Origin of the sequence: Luteococcus sp. Sow4_B9 (assembly GCF_052116585.1) — a bacterium.
Classification (GTDB): Bacteria; Actinomycetota; Actinomycetes; order Propionibacteriales; family Propionibacteriaceae; genus Luteococcus.
This window is the reverse complement of the sequence record NZ_JBQKKT010000001.1, coordinates 64,112-81,738: the sequence shown is the minus strand read 5'-3', so window position 1 is coordinate 81,738 and position 17,627 is coordinate 64,112. Positions and strand designations below refer to the sequence as shown.

General features: G+C 66.9%; 15 protein-coding genes. 6 read left to right on the top strand and 9 right to left on the bottom strand.

What is annotated here, in order from left to right:
- Positions 1-119 precede the first annotated feature (119 nt).
- Positions 120-1,913, top strand: coding sequence for an ABC transporter ATP-binding protein (locus tag ACTQ49_RS00350; protein ID WP_441825857.1), 1,794 nt, complete (start codon positions 120-122; stop codon positions 1,911-1,913).
- Between the two features lie 26 nt (positions 1,914-1,939).
- Here ACTQ49_RS00350 and ACTQ49_RS00345 read toward each other — a convergent pair whose 3' ends face one another.
- The 6 genes from ACTQ49_RS00345 to ACTQ49_RS00320 all read right to left on the bottom strand — a co-directional run bounded on the left by ACTQ49_RS00345 (position 1,940) and on the right by ACTQ49_RS00320 (position 8,768).
- Positions 1,940-2,317 carry a DUF3052 domain-containing protein gene (locus ACTQ49_RS00345; RefSeq protein WP_441826037.1) on the bottom strand — a complete coding sequence of 126 codons (378 nt, stop codon included), beginning with the start codon at positions 2,315-2,317 and terminating at the stop codon, positions 1,940-1,942.
- A gap of 237 nt (positions 2,318-2,554) precedes the next feature.
- The gene (gene aceE, locus ACTQ49_RS00340; RefSeq protein ID WP_441825856.1) at positions 2,555-5,320 is read right to left on the bottom strand and encodes a pyruvate dehydrogenase (acetyl-transferring), homodimeric type; all 2,766 of its coding nucleotides are present in this window, start codon (positions 5,318-5,320) and stop codon (positions 2,555-2,557) included.
- Between the two features lie 131 nt (positions 5,321-5,451).
- The gene (locus tag ACTQ49_RS00335) at positions 5,452-6,312 is read right to left on the bottom strand and encodes a sulfurtransferase (RefSeq protein WP_441825855.1); all 861 of its coding nucleotides are present in this window, start codon (positions 6,310-6,312) and stop codon (positions 5,452-5,454) included.
- On the bottom strand, positions 6,299-6,967 hold the full coding sequence (locus ACTQ49_RS00330) for a thymidine kinase (protein WP_441825854.1): 669 nt from the start codon (positions 6,965-6,967) through the stop codon (positions 6,299-6,301). The genes ACTQ49_RS00335 and ACTQ49_RS00330 overlap by 14 nt, the downstream gene beginning before the upstream one ends.
- 8 nt (positions 6,968-6,975) lie before the next feature.
- On the bottom strand, positions 6,976-8,136 hold the full coding sequence (locus ACTQ49_RS00325; protein ID WP_441825853.1) for an alkaline phosphatase family protein: 1,161 nt from the start codon (positions 8,134-8,136) through the stop codon (positions 6,976-6,978).
- Entirely contained in the window at positions 8,133-8,768 is a 636-nt protein-coding gene (locus ACTQ49_RS00320; RefSeq protein WP_441825852.1) for a DUF5998 family protein, read from the bottom strand. Before ACTQ49_RS00320 ends, ACTQ49_RS00325 begins: the two co-directional genes overlap by 4 nt.
- Here ACTQ49_RS00320 and ACTQ49_RS00315 point away from each other — a divergent pair.
- The 4 genes from ACTQ49_RS00315 to ACTQ49_RS00300 all read left to right on the top strand — a co-directional run bounded on the left by ACTQ49_RS00315 (position 8,767) and on the right by ACTQ49_RS00300 (position 14,484).
- Positions 8,767-9,816, top strand: coding sequence for an App1 family protein (locus ACTQ49_RS00315; RefSeq protein WP_441825851.1), 1,050 nt, complete (start codon positions 8,767-8,769; stop codon positions 9,814-9,816). The two genes, ACTQ49_RS00320 and ACTQ49_RS00315, sit on opposite strands and share 2 nt — an antisense overlap.
- A gap of 89 nt (positions 9,817-9,905) precedes the next feature.
- Entirely contained in the window at positions 9,906-12,515 is a 2,610-nt protein-coding gene (locus tag ACTQ49_RS00310) for a DNA gyrase/topoisomerase IV subunit A (RefSeq protein WP_441825850.1), read from the top strand.
- Positions 12,516-12,578: 63 nt separating this feature from the next.
- A complete protein-coding gene (locus ACTQ49_RS00305; protein ID WP_441825849.1) occupies positions 12,579-13,073 on the top strand; it encodes a beta-class carbonic anhydrase in 495 nt (164 codons plus the stop codon).
- 142 nt (positions 13,074-13,215) lie between these two features.
- Complete coding sequence (locus ACTQ49_RS00300) at positions 13,216-14,484, top strand: cytochrome P450 (protein ID WP_441825848.1); 1,269 nt, start codon at positions 13,216-13,218, stop codon at positions 14,482-14,484.
- Positions 14,485-14,689: 205 nt separating this feature from the next.
- Here the strand turns inward: ACTQ49_RS00300 and ACTQ49_RS00295 are convergent, their stop codons facing one another.
- Entirely contained in the window at positions 14,690-16,033 is a 1,344-nt protein-coding gene (locus ACTQ49_RS00295) for an MFS transporter (RefSeq protein WP_441825847.1), read from the bottom strand.
- Positions 16,034-16,159: 126 nt separating this feature from the next.
- Between ACTQ49_RS00295 and ACTQ49_RS00290 the strand changes: the two genes are divergently transcribed.
- Positions 16,160-16,624 (top strand): SRPBCC family protein, encoded by a 465-nt coding sequence (locus ACTQ49_RS00290; RefSeq protein ID WP_441825846.1) that lies wholly within the window; start codon positions 16,160-16,162, stop codon positions 16,622-16,624.
- Positions 16,625-16,789: 165 nt separating this feature from the next.
- Here ACTQ49_RS00290 and ACTQ49_RS00285 read toward each other — a convergent pair whose 3' ends face one another.
- Both ACTQ49_RS00285 and ACTQ49_RS00280 read right to left on the bottom strand, forming a co-directional pair.
- The gene (locus ACTQ49_RS00285) at positions 16,790-17,011 is read right to left on the bottom strand and encodes a helix-turn-helix domain-containing protein (protein ID WP_441825845.1); all 222 of its coding nucleotides are present in this window, start codon (positions 17,009-17,011) and stop codon (positions 16,790-16,792) included.
- Positions 17,011-17,616, bottom strand: a complete 606-nt coding sequence (locus tag ACTQ49_RS00280; RefSeq protein WP_441825844.1) for a hypothetical protein — start codon at positions 17,614-17,616, stop codon at positions 17,011-17,013. The genes ACTQ49_RS00285 and ACTQ49_RS00280 overlap by 1 nt, the downstream gene beginning before the upstream one ends.
- Positions 17,617-17,627: the final 11 nt, after the last annotated feature.

Genomic DNA, 17,627 nt, shown 5'->3' with positions numbered 1-17,627 from the left:
TGGATCCGTACTCGCCATGATGCCGATGCCTCCTGGGTTCGGGGAATCCAGCCTACCCGTCGGCGTAGACTGGCCTGCCGTCGAAAGCCCGGCGATCTCGAACCATCCAGGAGCCTGTTGTGCGCAGCCTTGTCCAGATCCTTGCCGCCGTCAAGGAACTGCGTTGGTACTACTGGGGCATCATCATCTGCTCGCTGCTGACGGCGGCGACCTCCCTGCTGACCCCCTTCATCATCAAGGAGGCCACCGACGAGGTGGTGGCCAGTCTCCAGGGCCGTGGCGGAGGCATCAGCGTCGTGCTCTGGCTGGCCGTGGCGCTGTTGATTGCTGACCTCTCCAACACCATCATCAGCAATGTCGGCGGCTACTTGGGCGACGTGATGGCCGCTCGCCTGCGCACCCGGCTGTCACAGCGCTACTTCCACAAGCTGCTCACCCTCCCCCAGCGCTACTACGACACCGCGTTGACCGGCACCGTGATCAGCCGCCTGAACCGCTCCATCACGGAGACCACCCAGTTCATGCAGAGCGCCAGCAACAACTTCTTCCCGATGATGCTCACCCTGGTGGCATCCCTGGCCATCACGGCCTGGTACTCGCCGTGGATCTCTGTGATGTTGCTGGTGGTCTTTCCCACCTACATGTGGCTGACCACCCTCACCAGCAAGCGCTGGCAGAAGCTGGAGGCCAAGAAGAACAGCCACGTCGACATCGCTGGCGGTCGGTTTGCCGAGGTCATCGGCCAGATTCGCGTCGTGAAGTCCTTCGTGCAGGAGAAGCGCGAGCTGGCCAGCTTCAGTGATCACTACGACGCCACGATCGGCCTCACCAGGAGCCAGTCGCGCTACTGGCACTCCATGGACGCCGCCCGCCGCGGTGCGATGAACCTGATCTTCTTCGGCATCCACGCGCTGATCTTCGTCCGCACCGTGCAGGGCGCCTTCACCGTGGGCGTGATGGTGCTCCTGATCCAGCTCGTCAACCTGGCCAAGCAACCGGCCATGATGATGAGCTATCTCGTTGACACGGCCCAGCGTGCCATCGCTGGCAGTCGCGACTACTTCGAGGTGATGGCCGAGGAGCAGGAGCGCGACGAGCTCGCCGACCCCGTGGTGGGCGGGCGACGCGAGCTGGCCCCCGACGAGCCGATGATCGAGTTCCGCGACGCGACCTTCGGCTACGAGGACGGCGTGGATGTGGTGCACGACGTGAGTTTCGCCATCCGCCAAGGCGAACGAGTCGCCTTCGTCGGCGAATCCGGCGGCGGAAAGACCACTCTGGTGAGCCTCCTGCTGGGCCTGTACCAGCTGCGTTCCGGCCAGGTGCGCGTGGCGGGCCACTCCATCGACCAGACGCCGGCCGAACTGCTGCGCGGTAGCGTGGGGGTCGTCTTCCAGGACGCGAGCCTGTTCAGCGGCAGCATCCGGGAGAACATCTCCTACGCCCATCCGGGCGCCAGTGACGCCGAAATCGAGCAGGCAGCCCGGGAGGCCAATGCGCACGACTTCATCATGGGCTTCGAACAGGGCTATGACACGCTGATCGGCGAACGGGGCCTCAAGCTCTCCGGCGGCCAGAAGCAGCGCATCGCGGTTGCGCGCGCCATGCTCAAGGACGCCCCCATCCTGGTCCTCGACGAGGCGACCAGTGCGCTGGACTCCAAGAGCGAACGTCTGGTCCAGCAGGGACTCGACAGGCTCATGAAGGGACGTACCAGCGTCATCATCGCGCACCGCCTGTCCACGATCGCCAGCGTCGACCGAATCGTCACGCTCAAGGATGGCCAGGTGGACGAGATCGGCACGCCGGAGGAGCTGGCCCGCTCCGGTGGCATCTATGCCGAGCTGCTGGCCCTGCAGTCCGGCAGCAAGCAGGACCGCAAGAAGCTCAAGAATTTCGACATCACCGCCTGACCCGCACCGACGGGCCAGCGCGGAGACTACTTCTTGCCGCCCTTGGGGCGCACGATCTTGTGCCCCTGCCAGTCAGGGGTCAGGTTTGCAGGTGCAGTGAGCGCCAGTCCGGCCGTCTTGACGCCCTCGGCCAGATCAGTGGGATCGATGTAGCCGTCGCGCCCCACCTTGGGCGTCATCAGCCAGATCACCCCGCCCTTGCTCAGATCGGTCAGGGAGTCCACCAGCCCGTCGACGACATCGCCGTCCTCGTCGCGCCACCAGAGCAGGACCATGTCGACGGCCTCGAGGGCATCCTCGATCAGGTCGGCGTCGATGGCATCCATCACGTCATTGCGAAGATCCTCGTCGACATCGCTGTCCCAGCCGATCTCCTGGACGACCATTCCCGTCGTGAGGCCCATCTGTGCGATGCGCTTGGCCGCATCAACCTTCTGCCCCGGCTGTGCCGCGGTTACCACCGTGTCTTCCCACTTTCCTGTTGGGCCGGACCATGCCCGGCACGTGACTTGGTCCAAGCCTGCCAGATCGAGGACCACAGGTGGTAGTGAAGGCACGAACAAGCGGTGATGCCCGCCCTCTGGTCAGGGAACGGGCATCACCGGACGGCCTGTCAGGCCAATCACGTCATCCGACGGGAATCAGGCGTCGCCGCCCGCATTGCCCGAGGTGCCGGCGTTGACGTCCAGCAACTGGTACTTCTCCGCGGCCTGCAGCGGCCATTCGGCAGGCACCTCGCCCTTGGCGGCCAGCATCTGCAGTGCACGCACCGCGATGGAGGGGCCGTCGATGTGGAAGAAGCGTCGGGCAGCCGCCCGGGTGTCGGAGAAGCCGAAGCCATCGGCGCCCAAGCTGATGAAGTCACCCGGCACCCAGTTGGCAATCTGGTCCTGCACCGCGCGCATGTAGTCGCTCACCGCAACCACGGGACCAGGGCGCCCCTCGAGCTTCTGGGTGATGTAGGGCACCTTCTTCTCCTCCTGGGGGTAGAGGAAGTTGTGCTCGTCGCAGGCCAGCCCGTCGCGACGCAGCTCGCCCCAGCTGGTGACGCTCCACACGTCGGCCACCACACCGAAGTCCTTCTTCAGCAGTTCCTGCGCCTCCAGCGCCCACGGCACACCGACGCCCGAGGCCAGCAGCTGGGCGCGACGGGCATCCTGCCCGACACCTTCGAAGCTGCCCTCCTGGAGCAGGTACATGCCCTTGATGATGCCCTCGGCGTCGATGCCCTCCGGCTCCTTCGGCTGCACGATCGGCTCGTTGTACACCGTCAGGTAGTAGATGACGTCCTCGGGATTGTCGCCATACATACGGCCCAGGCCGTCCTTGACGATGTGCGCAATCTCGTAGGAGTAGGCCGGGTCATAGCTGACGATCGCCGGGTTGGTGGCGGCCAGCAGCGGACTGTGACCGTCCATGTGCTGGGTTCCCTCACCGGTCAGCGTGGTACGGCCGGCCGTGGCGCCAATCAGGAAACCGCGCCCCAGCTGGTCGGCGACGGCCCACATCGAGTCGCCCGTGCGCTGGAAGCCGAACATCGAGTAGAAGATGTAGATCGGCACCATCGGCACACCGTGGGTGGAGTACGACGTCGCGGCAGCGGTGAAGGCGGCCATCGAACCGGCCTCGTTGATGCCCAGGTGCAGGATCTGCCCATTCTTGGCCTCGCGGTAGCTGAGCATCAACTCGTGGTCCACCGGGGTGTAGTTCTGGCCGTGCGGGTTGTAGATCTTGATCGTCGGGAAGAACGAGTCCATGCCAAAGGTGCGGGCCTCGTCGGGGATGATCGGCACGACGTGCGGAGCAAATTCCTTGTCGCGCATCAGGTCCTTGAGCAAGCGCACGAAGGCCATCGTGGTGGCGATCTGCTGGTTGCCGGAACCCTTCTTCACTCCGGCGTAGGACTTCTCCTCCGGAAGCTTGAGCTGCTTCTTGGGCGTGTGGCGACGCTCCGGGATGAAACCGCCCAGCTCACGACGGCGCTCCATCATGTACTTGATGCGCTCGTCGTCGGGGCCGGGGTTCACGTACGGCGGCTGGTAGGGGTTTTCCTCCAGCTGGGCGTCGGTGATCGGCATCTGCAGGCGGTCGCGGAAGCCCTTGAGGTCGTCCAGCGCCAGCTTCTTCATCTGGTGGGTCGCATTGCGGCCCGCGAAGTGGGTGCCCAGGAAGTAGCCCTTGATGGTCTGGGCCAGGATCACGGTGGGGGCCCCGGTGAACTCGGTGGCGCTCTTGTAGGCCGCGTAGACCTTCTGGTAATCGTGACCGCCACGCTTGAGGTTCCAGACCTCCTCGTCGCTCCAGCCGGCCACCATCGCGGCGGTGCGCGGGTCCTTGTTGAAGAAGTGCTCACGGACGTAGGCGCCGTCATTGGCCTTGAAGGTCTGGTAGTCGCCGTCGGGCGTGGCATTCATCAGGTTCACCAGCGCACCATCGGTGTCCTGGGCCAGCAGCGGATCCCAACCGCGTCCCCAGATCACCTTGATCACATTCCAGCCGGCGCCACGGAAGAAGGCCTCCAGCTCCTGGATGATCTTGCCATTGCCGCGCACCGGGCCGTCCAGGCGCTGCAGATTGCAGTTGACCACGAAGGTGAGGTTGTCGAGCTCCTCGTTGGCCGCCAGCTGCAGCAGACCACGCGACTCCGGCTCGTCCATCTCGCCATCGCCCAGGAAGGCCCAGACGCGCTGGTCGGAGGTGTCCTTGATGCCACGGTTGTGCAGGTAACGGTTGAACTGGGCCTGGTAGATGGCATTCATCGGGCCCAGACCCATGCTCACCGTGGGGAACTGCCAGAAGTCCGGCAGCTGGTGCGGGTGCGGATAGGAGGGCAGGGCGCGGATCCTGCCGTCGACGATGTGGCTCTTCTCCTGACGGAAGCCGTCCAGGTCCGCCTCGCTGAGGCGTCCCTCCAGGAAGGCACGGGCATACATGCCGGGGCTGGCGTGCCCCTGGAAGAAGACCTGATCGCCGCCACCCGGGTGGTCCTGACCACGCCAGAAGTGGTTGAGGCCCACCTCGTAGAGGGTCGCGGCCGAGGCATAGGAGGCGATGTGGCCGCCCACGCCGATGCCGGGACGCTGGGCACGGTGCACCGTCATCGCGGCATTCCAGCGCAGCAGGCGGCGGTAGCCACGCTCCAGCTGCTCGTCGCCCGGGTAGGCGGGCTCCTGCGAGGGCGGGATGGTGTTCACATAGTCGGTGCTGGTCAGCGACGGGACACCGATCTGACGCTCGCGCGAACGCTCCAGCAGCTTGAGCATCACATAGCGCGCCCGGTTGCGACCCTGGTCGTCGATGATGCCGTCGAGCGACTCGAGCCACTCGGCCGTCTCCTGCGGATCGACATCCGGAAGGTTCGTCGGAAGGCCGTTGATGATCGGGCCGGGTTCCTCGCGTGGGATCACGCTGCGTCCTTTCTGTCGCTGGGCGTCCGCACCACGACGGGTGCCGACGACCAGTCCATCTTCCGCCTCCGCGATGCATTTGTCACGGCGGGAGCGTTGCCAATGTCCTGAGGCTCTCGTGGTCCAGTCTGTCAGATGCCGACGGCAATGCCACGGGCGCCATTCGTGATCCAGTCCGACCAGGACCCCGCATACAGGGACAGGCCCTCCACACCGGCAATCTCGGCAGCCAACATCACCTGGGTGGCCGTCAGGCCGGAGCCGCAGCTCAGCGCGTCGCCCTCCCGGAGATCCCCGAGGAGTCGGTGCAGCTCCGCACGGTCCACGAATCCCCCGCTCTGGGCCAGCAATTCCGCTGCCGGGCGGTTCTCGGCCCCGGGGATGTGCCCCGCCACGGGATCGATCGGTTCCCGTTGCCCGCGAAAGCGTTCCGCCGCCCGAACATCCACCAGACGACGGCCAGCGGCCAACAGGCCGGGGATCTCGTCGGCGGTGACCACGGGCAGTCGCCCTGCGGTGGCCACGAAGTCGCCCTCGCCGGCACCGTCGGTGTCCGACGGGTTCGCTGCCTCCGGCACGAGCTCTCCCCCGGCGGCCGTCCACGCAGGGATTCCACCGTCCAGGACACGCACTGCGGGGTGTCCGTGGTGGCGCAGCAGCCACCACAGGCGGGCGGCGGCCAGATGGTCTCCGGCATCCACCGCCACCACAGGTTGGTTGCGGTGCAGCCCGGCACGACGCATCACGGCCTGGAACTTCTCCTGGCCCGGCAGCGGATGACGCCCGCCCTCTCGATCGGAACGCGGGGAGGAGAGTCCGGTCTCGACGTCGACGAAGACCGAACCCGCAATGTGCCCTGCGCGGTACTGCTCACGGCCGAAGTCCGGCTGGCCCAATCGATACCGCACGTCCACCACCAGCGGGGATTCAGCGTCCGACGCGATGAGCCCCCTCAGCTCCTCGGCGCAGATGAGGTGGTCAGTCGGTGTCATCATCGGTCTCCTGGAAGGGCAACTGGTCCGGCTGCAGCTGCTGGGCGGATCGCTTCTTGGTGAGCTGTTGGCGGTGGTGCTTGCGGCACAGCACCTCATAGCGCACGGAATTCTCGTCACCCGAGCCCTGGACGTCGCCCACCACCACCTGGCTGCCCTCCACCACCATCACCCCGTTGACGGTGCGGGCATTGTGGGTGGCCCGCTCGCCACACCAGCACAACGGCTGCACCTGCAGCATCTCCACCCGGTCGGCCAGTTCCACCAGCCGCTTGGAGCCGGGGAACATCTCGGTCCGGAAGTCGCTGAGGATGCCGAAGGCGAAGACGTCGATCCCCAGCTCGTCGACGATCCTGGCCAGCTCATCGATCTGGGCAGGTACGAAGAACTGGGTCTCGTCGCAGATGATGTAGTCCAGCCGGCCACCGGAGGTGAGGTGGTTCACGACGTGCGCCATGAAGCCGAAGTCGTCGTCCACCTCGGTGGCCGCCCGGGACAGGCCGATCCGACTGGTGATGACCGCCTCCCCCGCGCGGTCGAAACGTGTGAAGAGCTGCCCGACGCGGCCATGGGAGCTCTGGGTGTAGTCCATCTGCAGCGCCAGGGTCGACTTGCCACAGTCCATCGGCCCGGTGAAGAAGACCAGTTCAGCCACCTGTCACGTCACCAGCTCTCGGGATGGTCGACCAGAAGCGGCACGCGCATCTCGCGCTCGGTCAGCGAACCGTGCTGGCCCACCAGGCCAAGTTCGCCGGGCAGGGCGCGGGACATGACCGCCCAGTCATCACGCATCGCCACCAGGACGTCTCCGAACCGGTCTCTGACCTGCCCGTCCATCGGCCCGAACCAACCCTGCTCGATGGCGTCCTCTCGGGTGGTGACCACGGCGCGCTCGCCCAGCTCGGCGCCCCATCGGGAGCGCACGGCCTCCACGTCGCGAGTCCACACCTGACGCAGCCGCCCCTCTCCGGCAAGGACATCGACGCCCCGCTGCAGCGACGGGACGTCCTCCACCAGGATGTGACGCTGCGGCGGTACGTCCACCATGCCGTGGTCACCCGTCACCAGGAGGCAGACCTCGTCGTCGAGCGCCTCGCGGAGCCGGCCAGCAAAGGCGTCGACGGCGGTGAGCGTCGCCAGCCACTCGCTGGAGGCCACTCCCCTGCCGTGCCCCGTGTGGTCGAGGCTGCGCTCGTAGACGTAGACCACGCTTCGCGAGCCAGCGCGGCTCGCCCGGACGGTGGCATCGATCCGCTCCTGCGCGTCGGTCTCGTCGATCCCCGTGAAGACAGGACCGCGCAGGGCAGCCGTCGTGAGCCCGGAGTCGGCGAATCTGGCCGGCCCGACGGACTCCACCGCAACCCCGGCCTGGACGAGACGTTCGAACATCGTTGCGTGCGGCTGGAAGGAGTGCGGGTCCTCGGGTCCGCCCTCCCAGGTGAGGGCATTCATCACCTGCCCGCCGCCGGGTGCCAGGAAGGAGTAGCCCGCCATGCCGTGCCGTCCGGGGACGCAGCCCGTGCCCAGGCAGGTCAACGAGGTGGCGGTGGTGGAGGGAATGCCGCTGGTCAGCGGGATCACGTCGCCGTAGACCTCGCTGAAGTACTCGGTGTGCTGCAGGCTCTGGCGCAGCAGTTGGTCACCCAGACCGTCCACCAACAGGACAACATAGCGCTGGGCGACGGGCAGCCCCAGCCGGTCCCGGTCGCACCCGGACACTCCCAGGTGCGCGCCGACGCTGGGCAGCAGGTCACTGAGCGTCGAGCGCCCGTAGTCGGGCAGGACGAAGTCGGACGGCAGCCCGGCCGTCGCAGGGCCGGTCACCGCGACTGCCCCACCAGACGCTGCAGGTGGGTGGAGAAGGCCACCAGGCGCGCGACCTGCTCAGAACCGTCTGCGGCCGCACTCATCCGGATCGTGATGTCGTCGCCAGCCAGGGTTCCGGTGTATCCGTGGTCGGCGGTGCACGACTGGTCAGCACACCCGGCTGGCTCCAGGTCCACTCGACGCATGGTGCCCCAGCCGATCGTCAACCAGGTCTCCACCAGCTCCGAAGAGGGGGAACCGTAGCTCTGCGGGTGCTGGACGACGCGACTCAGTGCCACCTGGGAGACCTGCCGCAGGGGCATGGCCTCACAGGAGGTGACGGCCCGATCGGCCGCGGCAGGGCGCCCCAGGGCGTCCGTGGCCGGCCCGTCATCGGTGTGCACCACCAACAGACGGGTGGCCGTCACCACCAGAACCGTGACGTGGCGATGGATCTCGTCGTGGGCAAAGGTTGCCTCGTGGTGTACCAGGTGCGTCAGCACTTCCTCGCCCCCCAGCGCGAGGGCCACGGAGTCTGCGACGAACTCGGGGAAGTAGCCGCAGTCGGCGATCTGGGTGCGCAGGTCAGCGGGCAGCACGATGGAGGCATTCACCTGCCCATGCTCCCATGTCGGTACAGTTCGACGCATGTCGACAAGACCTTTCGTCGGAGCCCGTGCCGAGGAATACCTGCGCACGCGGGTCAACCGCAGACTCGAGAAGAGTTCCTGGCACCCCACGGTCATCCCCTACGTCGGCTATGGCACCAGCGACCACATCCGCGTCCTCGCACGCGTGGTCCTGACACCGCGTGACGCCCGTAGTCATCTGGGGCAAGCCGCGGAGGGATTTCTGCAGCAACGCGGCTGGCGCAACTTCTTCGGCGCCCCCGTCCCGCGCGCCGAGGTGACGGTGCAGATGCGCGGCTCCCGGATGGAGGTGCGGGCCGATCGCGGCGGCTATGTGGACGTCCGGCTCAAGCTCGATGACCTGGAGCCGGGCATCCATGAGGCCGAGGTGGTCACCCGCGACGGCCAGGTCTCGCTGGTCCCGGTGCAGGTGGTGTCCAGCGAGGAGACCTTCGGCCTGGTCAGCGATCTGGACGACACCGTCATCTCCACCTCCCTGCCCCGTCTGTTCATTGCTGCCTGGAATTCCTTCGTCGTCACGGAGGAGGGACGCCGGGCGGTGCCCGGCATGGCCCGGATGTACCAGCAGATGCTGGCGGAGCACCCCGGCGCTCCAGTGATCTATGTCTCCACGGGAGCCTGGAACACTCATGCCTTCCTGACCCGCTTCCTGGCCCGGCACGGCTTTCCGAAGGGCGCCATGCTGCTCACCGACTGGGGCCCGACCAATACCGGGTGGTTCCGCAGCGGTCCCGACCACAAGCGCCAGTCCCTGCGTGAGCTCGCCCGCGACTTCCCCAACATCAAGTGGGTGCTGGTGGGCGACGACGGTCAGCACGACCCGAGCCTGTACGCCGAGTTCGCCGAACTGCAGCCGGACCGGGTTCGGGCAATCGCCATCCGGCAGCTCTCCATGACCGAGCAGGTCTTGGCCCATGGCTCCACCACGGTGCTCAGCGACGACGACCACATGGCCTGGAACCCGGAACGAGTACCAGAAGTGCGCGCCCCGGACGGCGACGAGCTGTGGCCCAGGCTGCGAGCCGTGCTCGCCGAGGCAGACGACTGATCGGCCATCATCCGGCGCGCCCCGCGCCACCCATCCCCCACGATCAGTGAAAATGTGGGGTCCCGCAAGACCCGAAGGAGCAACTCGCCTTGGCGACCAGGAAGACCACCCCCACCGACGAGCAGGACGACGACTACACGGAGCGCATCGTCGATGTCGACGTCTCGTCGGAGATGGAGACCAGCTTCCTCGAGTACGCCTACTCGGTGATCTACGCCCGGGCTCTGCCCGACGCCCGTGACGGCCTCAAGCCGGTGCAGCGTCGCATCCTGTACTCGATGGACGACATGGGCATCCGCCCCGACAAGTCGCACGTCAAGAGCGCTCGCGTCGTCGGCGAGGTGATGGGCAAGCTGCACCCGCACGGCGACACCGCCATCTACGACGCCCTGGTCCGCACCGCCCAGTCCTGGTCCATGCGCCTGCCGCTGGTCGACGGCCACGGCAATTTCGGCTCGCTGGACGCCGGCCCGGCCGCCATGCGCTACACCGAGTGCCGGATGGCCCCCTCCGCCCTGGCGATGACCGGTGGGCTGGACGAGGACACCGTCGACTTCAAGCCGAACTACGACGGCAAGCAGCTGGAGCCGTCGGTCCTTCCGTCGGCCTTTCCGAACCTGCTGGTCAACGGCGCCACCGGCATCGCCGTCGGCATGGCCACCAACATGCCACCGCACAACCTGGTGGAGGTGGTGCAGGGCCTGCGCCACCTGATCAAGCACCCGGATGCCAGTCTCGAGGAGCTGATGCGCTTCATCCCGGGCCCAGACCTGCCCACCGGCGGCAAGATCATTGGGCTCGACGGCATCGCCGACGCCTATGCCACCGGCCGCGGTTCCTTCAAGATCCGCGCCACCGCTCGCATCGAGCAGGTCTCGCCCCGGCGCAAGGGAATCGTGGTCACCGAGCTCCCCTACAGCGTGGGGCCGGAGAAGATCATCGAGCAGGTCAAGACCCTGGTGCAGTCCAAGAAGATCACCGGAATTGCCGATATCAAGGACCTGTCCGACATCAACAACCACACGCGGCTGGTGATCGAGGTCAAGAACGGCATCAACCCCGAGGCGATGCTGCAGCAGCTCTACAAGAGCACCAAGCTGGAGGACTCCTTCGGCATCAACAATGTGGCGCTCGTTGACGGGCAGCCCAGCACCCTGGGACTCAAGGACCTGATGCAGGTCTTCCTGGACCACCGCTTCGACGTGACCCTGCGCCGCACCCAGTTCCGTCTGGGCAAGGCCAAGGACCGCCTGCACATCGTCGAGGGCAGGCTCCTGGCCATCGTCGACATTGACGACGTGATCGCGATCATCCGCGGATCCGACGACGTGGCCCAGGCCCGCGCCAAGTTGATGGAGGCCTTCGAGCTCACCGAGGTGCAGGCCAATGACATCCTGGACATCCCGCTGCGTCGCCTGACGAAGTTCAGCGTCATCGAACTGGAGAAGGAACGCGACGAACTGCACGAGACCATCGCCCGCCTGACCGAGATCGTCGAGGACCGCGAGGTGCTGGCCCGGCTCGTGGGCGACGAGCTGGCCGAGGTGGCGCGGACCTATGGCGATCCTCGTCGCACCGTGCTCCTGGCCAGCTCCGGTGAGGTCACCAGCGCCAAGGCGACGCCGCTCGAGGTGCCGGACGAGCCGTGCTGGGTGATGATGAGCGCCACCGGACTGCTGGCCCGGATGGACACGCCCGATGAGGTGGCCATCGGCGGCGGCCGGGCGCAGCATGATGTCATCGCCTCGGCCATCCGCACCACCAGTCACTCGGAATTCGGCGTCGTCACCAACCAGGGCAGACTGATCCGGGCCCGGGCCATCGAACTTCCCACCGTCGTGCCGACTGCCAGCTCGCCCAACCTGCAGGGGGGCTCGCGCGCAGACGAGCTCTATGCCTTTGAGAAGGGTGAACGCCCCATCGCCCTGACCAGCCTCGACGAGCGATCGCTCGGCCTGGCCGTGGGCACCCGTCAGGGCGTGGTGAAGCGGGTCAATCCGGAGGTGCTCAACAAGGACTCCTGGGAGATCATCCGCCTCGCGCCCAAGGACGAGCTGGTGGGCGCCCTGGAACTGACCGACGAGAACCAACACCTGGTCTTCGTCTCCAGTGATGCCCAGCTGCTGCACTTCCCGGCGACGGCCGTCCGAGCCCAGGGCCGTTCCGGTGGTGGGGTGGCCGGCATCAAGCTCGGCTCCGACGCCCGCGCCATCTGGTTCGGCGCCGCTCCCCTGTCCGGATCGGTGGTGGTGACCATCTCCGGTTCCTCGTCGGCCACCCCCGGCACGGAGGTCGGATCGGTGAAGGTGACTCCCTTCCAGGAGTACCCCGCCAAGGGTCGCGCCACCGGTGGCGTGCGCTGTCACCGTTTCCTGCGCGGGGAGGACGCGCTGGTACTGGCCTGGGTGGGCCCGGAGCCGGCCATCGCCTGCGCCAACAGCGGTGCCGCGATCGGCCTGCCGCCGGCCACCGGCAAGCGCGACGGCTCCGGCATCCCGACGGGTCAGCCGGTTGCGGCCGTCGCCACCAGGGCACTCGGCCTGCGCACCGAGGCCGGCGATGCAGCCGAGGCGGCCGACGAACGGCAGGACGATGTTGCCGAGAGCGGTTCGTCGAGAACCGCTCCGGGCCAGGACGACAGGATCGCCGACGATGCCCCTGCTGCCGGCGAGGACGAGGGCCAGGACACATTGCTCTGATCGGTACTGTTTTCCATCGTGATCGCGGCACCGTGTGGGGCTGGACGGTTGTAGGTTTTTCCCATGGGTGACTTCAACGACCTTCTGGAAGCAAATGACCACTATGCCGAGGACTTCCACGACGGCGGTTTCGACGGCATCGCCCGTGCCGGCGTTCTCGTCATCACGTGCATGGACTCGCGGATCGAGCCGCTGGCCATGCTCGGCCTGAAGCTGGGCGATGCCAAGATCCTGCGCTCGCCCGGCGGACGAGTCACCCCGGACGTGCTGACCGGCTGCATCGTGGGCAGCCACCTGCTCAACGTGAACCGCATCATGGTGGTCCAGCACACCCGCTGCGCGATGGCCTCCGGCACCGATGAGGACGTTGCCGACAAGATCATCGAGAAGAGCAAGATGGATCTGCGCGGCATGACCTTCGGCGCCAATCCCGAGCAGGACCGCACGCTGGACTTCGACACCCGGCTGCTGCGCTCCCACCCGGCCATCAAGCCGCGCACCAAGATCGGCGGCTTCATCTACGACGTGGACACCGGCAAGCTCGAGCACGTCTACTGAGACCTCGTCCAGGGCGCTGCCCCTGGCTGTCAGCCGCGAGCCGAATCCATGGCCCCACACCCCCCCCCGGTGTGGGGCCATTTCGCTTCCGGCGCAGGCATTGCCCCTTGCCCCACCTACCGGCGTCGAACAGGGTGGAGACATGAGCGCTACCAAGGACCGCACGATCGACTTCGTTTCCCAGGGCTACCTTTGGACCACTCGCCTGCGCGCCGGCAGCGGCGACGGGCAGGCCGCCACGCGGCTGCCCGTCAAGGTGCTGGGCAGCCGGGCGCTGCTCGTCAACGGCGAGGAGGGAGTTCGACTCTTCTACGACCAGGACAAGGTGCAGCGCACCGACGCCATGCCGTCGGTGGTGGGCGGCGGACTGTTCGGCAAGGGCTCGGTGCACGGTCTGGACGGCGAGCAGCACCGCGTCCGCAAGGCGATGTTCGTGCGCGCCGCCATGGACCGCCCCCGCGTCGACAACCTGCTCGCCGACGCACGTCTGGAGTGGGAGAAGATCATCGAGCTCTGGACGCAGGGTGAGGAGCTGTCCGTCTACGACGCCGCCGTCCTGGTCTACGGCCGCAGCATCATCCGGTGGGCCGGACTCGACGTCGATGACCAGACCCGGGACTGGATCGCGACCACCCAGGCCGAGATCGTCGACGGCTTCGCGGTGCCCGGCCCCGCTTGGCTGAAGACCCGCAAGGACCGCACCACGATGGACGAGTGGTTCACCGAGCAGGTCCGCAAGGCGCGTGCCGGTGAGATCACCGTTGCCGATGACTCGCCCTTCCAGATGGTGCTGGACCATGTGGAGGCCGACGGCAGCAAGCTCGACGACCACCTGGCGGGCGTGGAGCTGCAGAACCTGATCCGCCCCACCATCGCCGTGTGTCGCTTCGCCGCCTTCGCTGCGGTGGCGCTGGCCGAGCATCCGGACTGGCTCGACCGGATTCGTGCCGAGGTGACCGAACGCGGCACCACGATCGAGGGTCCGGTGGCCACGTCCTTTGCCGAGGAGGTGCGTCGCCACTTCCCCTTCGTTCCGATGCTCCCGGCCATTGCCAAGAAGGACTTCGAATTCCAGGGTGAGCAGGTGAAGAAGGGCCAGCGGATCCTCCTGGACTTCTATGGCACCAACCACGACGAGCGCAGCTGGGACCGGCCCAACAGCTTCGATCCCCAGCGCTTCCTGGACGACCCCTCGCACCGTGAGTCGGACCACTTCATCCCCCAGGGCGGCGGCACTGCCCAGACCGGCCACCGCTGCCCCGGTGAGTGGGTCGCGGTCGGACAGCTGGCCCTGACCGTCGCCGAGCTGGCGCAGCTCGACATGCAGCTGCCGGCGGACGTGGACTGGTCCATGACCCGTATGCCCACCGCTCCGAAGGACGGTGTGGTGCCGGTCTCCGTCCAGCGCTGACGCGTCGGATCTGGATCCCCGCGCCCGCTGGCGCACATCCCGTGCGGCCTCCGGGGGGCTTCCAACACCCCGCGTGGGATTCTGCACCCTGCGTGCGCTGTACCCGACGCGAGCTGTCCCAAGCCACGCGAGCGCTGGGACCCGGCCCGTGAAGCGAGCCCTTGAGGCACTGGCTCCCGAAAGCCGGGAGCGCGAGCAGACGTGCTCAGGCCCGCTGGTGTGTGACTCCCGGGATGCGCAGGGGCCAGAACAGTGCCAGCCCGAAGATGAGGGTCACCACGATGCCCATGATTCCCCACCGCACTCCGAAGGCTGCGGTGAAGACCCCAATGAGAGCGGGGGCGATGAAACTCACCACTCGCCCGACGGTGGCATAGAGCCCGAAGGTCTCGTTCTCCTCGCCCGGTGGAATGATGCGGGTCAGCAGGGTGCGGCTGGCCGACTGGATCGGCCCCACCAGGAAGCTGATCATCATGCCGCACACCCAGAAGACCAGCGCTTGGTTGGCGATGACGATGGCCAGACCTTCGGCGACGATGGCGATGAGGCTGCCCAGGATCACGGGCCGAGGGCCGAGTTTGTCATCCAGTCGACCGAAGATCCAGGTTCCGAGGGCCGCCGAGACGCTGGCCGCGAGGCCGAAGTAGATGACCTCCTCCGACGAGAAGCCGTAGGCCGTCGCTGCGATCACGCCCGCGAACGCGAAGACGGCGTTCAGGCCGTCGCGATAGATGCCAGCAGCCACCAGGAAGTGCAGCAGTCCCCGTTCCCGTTGCCACATGTGGGCGATCCGAGAGCCGATCTCCCGATAGGCACCCACGACGCTGAACCGCTCCCCCGGCCGCGGTTCCCCGTCAGGCCCCAGGATCATGACCGGCACACTGAAGACCAGCATGAACAGGGCGCAGAAGAGCGCAACGCAGCGCACGTTGAAGGCCTCGTCTGTGGGCAGGCCCAGCATCCCGCCGTTCAGGATGAAGCCGAACAGGGCACCGACGAGGCAGACCACGCCGCCCAGGTAACCAAGGGCCCAGGCCGTGCCAGAGATCCGCCCGACCGTCTTCGGCGTGGACACGTGCGGGAGCATGCCGTTGTAGAAGACCCCGGCGATGTCCTGGGCGACGCTGGCGAAGGAGAGCAGCCCGGCCCCCAGCAGCAGGTAGGCATCGTCCGGTTTCACGAAGAAGCAGGCGGCCATGCACGCGATCGTGATGAGCGTCGAGACGGCGAGCAGTACTCGACGGTGACGCACACGATCCGCCCAGGCCCCCATCAGGGGAGCCAGCAGTGCCAGTGCGATACCGGCGGCGGTCTGGAAGTTGGACCAGACCACCTGCCCGCGGGCTGGGTCGTCGGCCACGGTCCCGGTGACGTAGACGGAGAAGACGAAGCTCAGCATGACGGTGTTGAAGGCATTGCCGCCGAAGTCATAGGCGCTCCAGGCCGCGACAACCGGGCGCGGGGCCGGGGTCTCGTCAATCACGGAGGCGGGAGAGGTGGCGGCCGTCGAGTCAGCGGCAGCGCAGCTTCCGGCGAGGTGGTTGGTCACGCGCCCGAACCTACCGGTTGGACATGTCACCCGGTGAACATCGCGGGTGCCAGGAGCCCTTCCAGCAGGCATCCGCCCAGCGCGTAAGCCCTTGGGATTGTCGATCTGGCATGGTTTCGTGGAGCCATGACCGAGATCAGCAAGACGACCGCCAGCCGTGAGATCAACGCCACGCCGCAGGACATCTTCGACCTGCTGAGCAACCCGGAACGGCACGCCGAGACCGACCACTCCGGCTCCGTGGTCTCCACCGACAAGGGCGAACGCCTGAAGAAGGTGGGCGACACCTTCCGGATGAACATGGTCAAGGGCGATGGCTCGCAGTACCAGACCGACAACGAGGTCTTCGCCTTCGTGGAGAACCGCGTCATCGGGTGGCAGAACCTGAAAAATGTGACCAGCGACGTCGAAGTCGGCTCCAAGTGGCTCTACGAGCTTGAGCCCGTCGACGCCACGACCACCAAGCTTTCGCTCACCTATGACCCGAGCGAGATCACCAACCCGCAGGTGCAGGCGCTGGCCAAGGAGAAGTTCGCCATCGAGTCCAACCTCGAGGCCTCGCTGGCCAAGATCGCCGAAGTGCTTGCCTGAGCGACCTGAACACCCTGACACCAAGCACCCTGACACCAAGCACACTGACACCAGGGGACCCCGGAGCCGGAGCTGCTCCGGGGTCCCGTCATGTCACGATCCCGCCACCTCGGTGCCGTGTCCGTCGGCATCTGGTCCGGTCAGTAGTGGCCGGTTCTCGGGCAGTCATTCCGGTTCGACGGTGAACAGCTCCCCCGGCGTGCACTCCAGCGCATCGCAGATGGCGGTCAGCGTGGTGAAGCGCACGGCCTTGGCCCTGTTGTTCTTGAGGATGGAGAGGTTCACCACGCTGAGCCCCACCTTCTCGGACAACTCGGTGAGCGTCATCCCACGGGCGGCCAGAAGCTCGTCAATGTGACAGACGACGCGATGCTCGTCGGCCGGCATCAGATCACCTCGTCCAACTCGCCCTGCAGCTGCGCGCCGCGGTGCAGCACGAACTCGAAGACCACGCAGAGGTACATGCCCAGGAGCGGGAGCCAGACACTGCCCAGTGGGGTGGCCGTGGTGAGGCCTTCGCCCCAGGCGCTGGTGGCCCAGGTGGAACCCCAGACCCGCAGGCTGTGGGGCAGCACCAAGATGGCGATCAACGCCCAGCGCAGGAGGCGTACGCGCAGCAGGACGCCGCCGTCGAAGATGGTGCTGGCATGGCTCGCCTCACGGCACAGCAGGCCGATGCACAGCGCGGCCACGCCCCAGGTCAGGGGCATCAGCGCATCGGCGAGCTTGACCATGACCACGGCACCTGTGGGCAGCAGATCCACGGGAACGTTGACCTGGAAGGGTGTGACGAGGCTCGCGCCGGCCGGCAGGTCGGTGGCTGCGAGCTGCCCGGCCGCATTGCCGACCCTGAGGGACACATCGTGTGTTGTCGCGCTGGCCCAGCCCTGGAGCACTCCATAGAGCAGCACCGCCGCAGCCATCACGAAGGAGATCCCCGCCAGCGCGTCGAGGCTTCCCCGCAACCTACCGGCATCCCTGTTCCCAGCCATGATCAATCCCC

Excerpts from the sequence above, each read along its gene's own strand:
- ACTQ49_RS00290 (WP_441825846.1), top strand. The coding sequence starts at position 16,160 with ATGACCGAGATCAGCAAGACGACCGCCAGCCGTGAGATCAACGCCACG.
- ACTQ49_RS00280 (WP_441825844.1), bottom strand. The coding sequence starts at position 17,616 with ATGGCTGGGAACAGGGATGCCGGTAGGTTGCGGGGAAGCCTCGACGCG.
- ACTQ49_RS00305 (WP_441825849.1), top strand. The coding sequence starts at position 12,579 with ATGGGTGACTTCAACGACCTTCTGGAAGCAAATGACCACTATGCCGAG.
- ACTQ49_RS00315 (WP_441825851.1), top strand. The coding sequence starts at position 8,767 with ATGTCGACAAGACCTTTCGTCGGAGCCCGTGCCGAGGAATACCTGCGC.
- ACTQ49_RS00345 (WP_441826037.1), bottom strand. The coding sequence starts at position 2,317 with ATGGGCCTCACGACGGGAATGGTCGTCCAGGAGATCGGCTGGGACAGC.
- ACTQ49_RS00335 (WP_441825855.1), bottom strand. The coding sequence starts at position 6,312 with ATGACACCGACTGACCACCTCATCTGCGCCGAGGAGCTGAGGGGGCTC.
- ACTQ49_RS00300 (WP_441825848.1), top strand. The coding sequence starts at position 13,216 with ATGAGCGCTACCAAGGACCGCACGATCGACTTCGTTTCCCAGGGCTAC.
- ACTQ49_RS00320 (WP_441825852.1), bottom strand. The coding sequence starts at position 8,768 with ATGCGTCGAACTGTACCGACATGGGAGCATGGGCAGGTGAATGCCTCC.
- ACTQ49_RS00285 (WP_441825845.1), bottom strand. The coding sequence starts at position 17,011 with ATGCCGGCCGACGAGCATCGCGTCGTCTGTCACATTGACGAGCTTCTG.